General features: G+C 59.4%; 4 protein-coding genes. 3 read left to right on the top strand and 1 reads right to left on the bottom strand.

Going from position 1 to position 5,470, the window contains the following annotated elements; all coding sequences use genetic code 11:
* Positions 1 to 33: 33 nt before the first annotated feature.
* Positions 34 to 2,919: a Tn3 family transposase gene (locus V8Z78_RS26890; RefSeq protein WP_001138082.1), complete on the bottom strand. Its 2,886-nt coding sequence runs from the start codon at positions 2,917 to 2,919 to the stop codon at positions 34 to 36.
* A gap of 125 nt (positions 2,920 to 3,044) precedes the next feature.
* On the opposite strand from V8Z78_RS26890, the gene V8Z78_RS26885 reads away from it, so the two are divergent.
* From V8Z78_RS26885 to V8Z78_RS26875, 3 genes are all read left to right on the top strand, one after another.
* Complete coding sequence (locus V8Z78_RS26885; protein WP_000904906.1) at positions 3,045 to 3,659, top strand: recombinase family protein; 615 nt, start codon at positions 3,045 to 3,047, stop codon at positions 3,657 to 3,659.
* 65 nt (positions 3,660 to 3,724) lie between these two features.
* A complete protein-coding gene (aph(3'')-Ib, locus tag V8Z78_RS26880) occupies positions 3,725 to 4,528 on the top strand; it encodes an aminoglycoside O-phosphotransferase APH(3'')-Ib (RefSeq protein ID WP_001082319.1) in 804 nt (267 codons plus the stop codon).
* Positions 4,528 to 5,364, top strand: coding sequence for an aminoglycoside O-phosphotransferase APH(6)-Id (locus V8Z78_RS26875; protein WP_000480968.1), 837 nt, complete (start codon positions 4,528 to 4,530; stop codon positions 5,362 to 5,364). The genes aph(3'')-Ib and V8Z78_RS26875 overlap by 1 nt, the downstream gene beginning before the upstream one ends.
* Positions 5,365 to 5,470 lie beyond the last annotated feature (106 nt).

The following is a 5,470-nucleotide window of genomic DNA, read 5'->3' as shown; positions in this document are numbered from 1 at the left end:
GGGGTCGTTTGCGGGAGGGGGCGGAATCCTACGCTAAGGCTTTGGCCAGCGATATTCTCCGGTGAGATTGATGTGTTCCCATCCGAGCGGCGAAACATGGGCCAAGAGATCGGGCGATAGCAGCTTTCCATCGCGTTTCTGGTTTGCAACGACCTCGCCGAGCTTCATGGTGTTCCAGAAGATGATGATGGCGGCGAGCAGATTCATGCCGGCGATGCGGTAATGCTGGCCTTCGGCGGAACGGTCGCGGATTTCACCGCGGCGGTGGAAGCTGATTGCCCGCTTCAGCGCATGATGAGCTTCGCCTTTGTTGAGCCCGATCTGGGCACGCCGTTGGAGTTCGGCATCCAGAATCCAGTCGATCATGAACAGGGTGCGCTCGACGCGACCGACTTCCCGCAGGGCTGTCGCGAGCTCGTTCTGCCGCGGATAGGAGGCGAGTTTCCGCAGAATCTGGCTTGGCGCGACGGTCCCGGCAGCAATGGTGGCGGCGATGCGCAGGATGTCGGGCCAATTGCGCTCGATCATGGCTTGGTTGACCTTTCCGCCGATCAACGCTCGCAGGTGCGCCGGGGCGGCCGACGGATTGAACGCGTAGAGCCGTTTGGATGGCAGGTCGCGGATGCGCGGAGCGAACCGGTAGCCGAGAATGGCACATGCGGCAAAGACGTGATCGGTGAAGCCGCCCGTGTCGGTGAACTGCTCGCGGATATGGCGTCCAGCATCGTTCATCAGCAGGCCATCGAGGATGTAAGGCGCTTCGCTTGCCGTTGCAGGAATCACCTGGGTTGCGAACGGCGCATATTGGTCGGAGACGTGGCTATAGGCTTTCAGGCCCGGGGTATTGCCATATTTCGCGTTGACCAGGTTCATGGCCTCACCTTGCTCTGTAGCGACGAAGAACTGTCCGTCGCTCGAAGCCGACGTGCCCATGCCCCAGAACCGGGCCATGGGTAACGCTGCCTGTGCCTCGACCACCATGGCCAGCGCCCGGTCATAGGCTTCGCCCTCGACATGCCACCGTCCAATGCGGATCAATTCCCAGAAGGTGTGGGTGTTTGTCGCATCCGCCATTTTGCGCAAGCCGAGGTTGATCCCTTCCGCCAAGATAACGTTCATTAGCCCGATCCGGTCAGCGCAGGGTGCTCCTGTGCGCAGATGGGTGAACGCTTCGGTGAAGCCGGTCGCCGCATCCACCTCCAGCAGGAGATCGGTGATGCGCGTGGGCGGGATCTGCTTGTAGAGATCGAGCACCAGATCTTCGGCGCCTGTCGGCGCGGCGGCTTCGAGTTTCTCGATATGCAGAACGCCGTTTTCAATCGACCCGCCCGGGATCGTGCCTGCGCGAGCGGCACGGCCAAGCTCGCGCAACCGCATGTCGAGGCGAGCTTGCCGGTCTGCCAGCCATTCCTCCGGCCGCAATGGCACAGCGAGACGACCGCCTTCCGCGATGGATTGTGCCGGAACGAGTGCGTGTTTCAGATCGCCATAGCGCCGGGACCTAGTAAGCCAGACATCTCCGGAGCGGAACGCATCGCGCAGATGGAACAGCACCGCGATCTCCCATAGGCGAGCGTCGCCAGCCCTCTGGGCCCGAAGGTGGCGATGCCATTTCGAGCTGGGCCGCAAGAAGCTGGTCATCGCGGCATCGTTCAAACCGGTACGAAGGGCCGTCACCGCTTCCAGAAGCGGCAGTGCAACGGGCGCAGCTCGCAGATCGAGCAGGCGCAACATGCGTGGAGCGTATCGGCGGAAGCGGTGATAACCGTCGAGCACATGATTGAGCGGATCGTCGGCCATGGTGGCGGTCAGCCTGGTTGCCATTGCAACAAGGGTTTTTAAGCCGTCCCACCCTGACCCACTCGCGATGACATCGCCCAGCGGCTGGCCATCATCCTGTGCATCGACCAGGGCGCCCCCGATCTCGGCGAAGGATTTCAGGGTGTCACGCACCACCCCCGCTTCGTCTGCGACCTTTGCATGGCAAATACGCTCCGAAGCACGGTAGAGACGGCCGACGATCCGGTCGTGGGTTTCGACCACTGCGTCGGCCAACATCGCCTGCCATTCCGAGACGCAAACAGCCAAGATCGCAAGCCGCCTGTCCTCCGGGAGATCGCGCATGCCGTCGGCATAATACCGTTCACCCTGCCTGCGCAGACGAGTCACCCGATGGGCAGGAACGCCGGCAAGCAGATCCTCGGGGAGATCGATGCGTTGCAGATATTCGAGCCGGTCGAGCAGCCGGTTGGCCGACGAAGAGTTCGAGCCAGGCTCGAACTGGCGCAGCCACACAAAACGGGTCACCCGATCATCAGCCGTCTCCTCGAGCAATGCCAGCAACTGTTCTCGGATCGACATAGGCAGCCGACTGGCGATCCTCGTCTCGATGCGTCGCTCGGCATCGACGAGAGCCGCGGCACAAAGCCGCTCGATCGTGGATGTCGCGGGAAGGACAGTGCGGGTGCGTCGGCACTCGGCTACGAAGCGACGGGCGATATCCTCGTTCGACACCGCCATCTCGGCTTCTCGGAACAACCATTCCTTCAGCTCGCTCGCACCACGTCCGGAGAAGGTGCGGAAGCCGTAGAGCCCCCGTAACTCGGCAAGATGCTCGTGCCGTGTTTCCTCGCGGGCAGCATAGTCTACGAGATCGTCGGCACCCAGGCCAAGCTGCGCTCCGATAAATTCGATGACCTCTGCAGGGATCAGTTCGCCTGGAGCCAGCACCCGGCCGGGATAGCGCAGGACACACAATTGCAGGGCGAAGCCGAACCTGTTGTGAGCGCGCCGACGCAGCCTGATATGCCCAAGGTCTTCATCACTCAGCGTATAGTGCTTGAGCAAATCCGTCTGTGAAGTCGGCAAGCGCAACAGCGCGTCTTTCTGCCGATCGGTTAGAGTGACGCGACGCGGCATACATGTTCCTTTTTCAAAATCTGATAGCGTTCAAGACGCTTTGTTTATGAAGCTGGTTGAGATACATTTCCAGAGGTCAATGCAATCGTGGCCGAAGCGCCGCCTCAAACCAACGTTTGTGATACATGCTGATCGGATATGCCCGCGTCTCCAAAGCCGATGGCTCGCAGTCTCTCGACCTGCAGCACGACGCCTTGCGCGCCGCAGGTGTCGAACGGGACAATATCTATGATGATCTTGCTTCCGGCGGTCGTGATGATCGCCCTGGCTTGACTGCCTGCCTCAAGTCATTGCGTGACGGCGATGTGCTGGTGGTCTGGAAGCTCGATCGCCTCGGACGATCGCTTGCCCATCTGGTCAACACGGTGAAGGAGCTGTCAGACCGCAAGATCGGCCTGCGGGTTCTGACTGGAAAGGGCGCTCAGATCGACACCACGACTGCGTCCGGTCGCATGGTGTTCGGAATCTTCGCCACCTTGGCCGAGTTCGAGCGGGATCTGATCCGAGAGCGCACCATGGCGGGTCTCGCCTCCGCGAGAGCGCGCGGTCGCAAGGGCGGACGAAAATTCGCGCTCACCAAAGCTCAGGTGCGTCTCGCGCAAGCCGCCATGGCCCAGCGCGATACTTCAGTTTCCGATCTCTGCAAGGAACTCGGCATCGAGCGCGTCACTCTCTACCGATATGTCGGTCCCAAAGGCGAGCTCAGAGACCATGGAAAGCATGTTCTCGGACTTACGTAGCAACTCGTTTCTTTTCGCAGGTTGAGCCACCTCCGCGCTTCATCAGAAAACTGAAGGAACCTCCATTGAATCGAACTAATATTTTTTTTGGTGAATCGCATTCTGACTGGTTGCCTGTCAGAGGCGGAGAATCTGGTGATTTTGTTTTTCGACGTGGTGACGGGCATGCCTTCGCGAAAATCGCACCTGCTTCCCGCCGCGGTGAGCTCGCTGGAGAGCGTGACCGCCTCATTTGGCTCAAAGGTCGAGGTGTGGCTTGCCCCGAGGTGATCAACTGGCAGGAGGAACAGGAGGGTGCATGCTTGGTGATAACGGCAATTCCGGGAGTACCGGCGGCTGATCTGTCTGGAGCGGATTTGCTCAAAGCGTGGCCGTCAATGGGGCAGCAACTTGGCGCTGTTCACAGCCTATCGGTTGATCAATGTCCGTTTGAGCGCAGGCTGTCGCGAATGTTCGGACGCGCCGTTGATGTGGTGTCCCGCAATGCCGTCAATCCCGACTTCTTACCGGACGAGGACAAGAGTACGCCGCAGCTCGATCTTTTGGCTCGTGTCGAACGAGAGCTACCGGTGCGGCTCGACCAAGAGCGCACCGATATGGTTGTTTGCCATGGTGATCCCTGCATGCCGAACTTCATGGTGGACCCTAAAACTCTTCAATGCACGGGTCTGATCGACCTTGGGCGGCTCGGAACAGCAGATCGCTATGCCGATTTGGCACTCATGATTGCTAACGCCGAAGAGAACTGGGCAGCGCCAGATGAAGCAGAGCGCGCCTTCGCTGTCCTATTCAATGTATTGGGGATCGAAGCCCCCGACCGCGAACGCCTTGCCTTCTATCTGCGATTGGACCCTCTGACTTGGGGTTGATGTTCATGCCGCCTGTTTTTCCTGCTCATTGGCACGTTTCGCAACCTGTTCTCATTGCGGACACCTTTTCCAGCCTCGTTTGGAAAGTTTCATTGCCAGACGGGACTCCTGCAATCGTCAAGGGATTGAAACCTATAGAAGACATTGCTGATGAACTGCGCGGGGCCGACTATCTGGTATGGCGCAATGGGAGGGGAGCAGTCCGGTTGCTCGGTCGTGAGAACAATCTGATGTTGCTCGAATATGCCGGGGAGCGAATGCTCTCTCACATCGTTGCCGAGCACGGCGACTACCAGGCGACCGAAATTGCAGCGGAACTAATGGCGAAGCTGTATGCCGCATCTGAGGAACCCCTGCCTTCTGCCCTTCTCCCGATCCGGGATCGCTTTGCAGCTTTGTTTCAGCGGGCGCGCGATGATCAAAACGCAGGTTGTCAAACTGACTACGTCCACGCGGCGATTATAGCCGATCAAATGATGAGCAATGCCTCGGAACTGCGTGGGCTACATGGCGATCTGCATCATGAAAACATCATGTTCTCCAGTCGCGGCTGGCTGGTGATAGATCCCGTCGGTCTGGTCGGTGAAGTGGGCTTTGGCGCCGCCAATATGTTCTACGATCCGGCTGACAGAGACGACCTTTGTCTCGATCCTAGACGCATTGCACAGATGGCGGACGCATTCTCTCGTGCGCTGGACGTCGATCCGCGTCGCCTGCTCGACCAGGCGTACGCTTATGGGTGCCTTTCCGCAGCTTGGAACGCGGATGGAGAAGAGGAGCAACGCGATCTAGCTATCGCGGCCGCGATCAAGCAGGTGCGACAGACGTCATACTAGATATCAAGCGACTTCTCCTATCCCCTGGGAACACATCAATCTTACCGGAGAATATCGTTGGCCAAAGCCTTAGCGTAGGATTTCGCCCTCTCCCGCAAACGACCCC

This window comes from Comamonas sp. wu1-DMT, assembly GCF_040187805.1.
GTDB classification, from domain to species: Bacteria; Pseudomonadota; Gammaproteobacteria; order Burkholderiales; family Burkholderiaceae_C; genus Comamonas; species Comamonas thiooxydans.
This window is presented reverse-complemented; position numbering and strand designations above follow the sequence as displayed.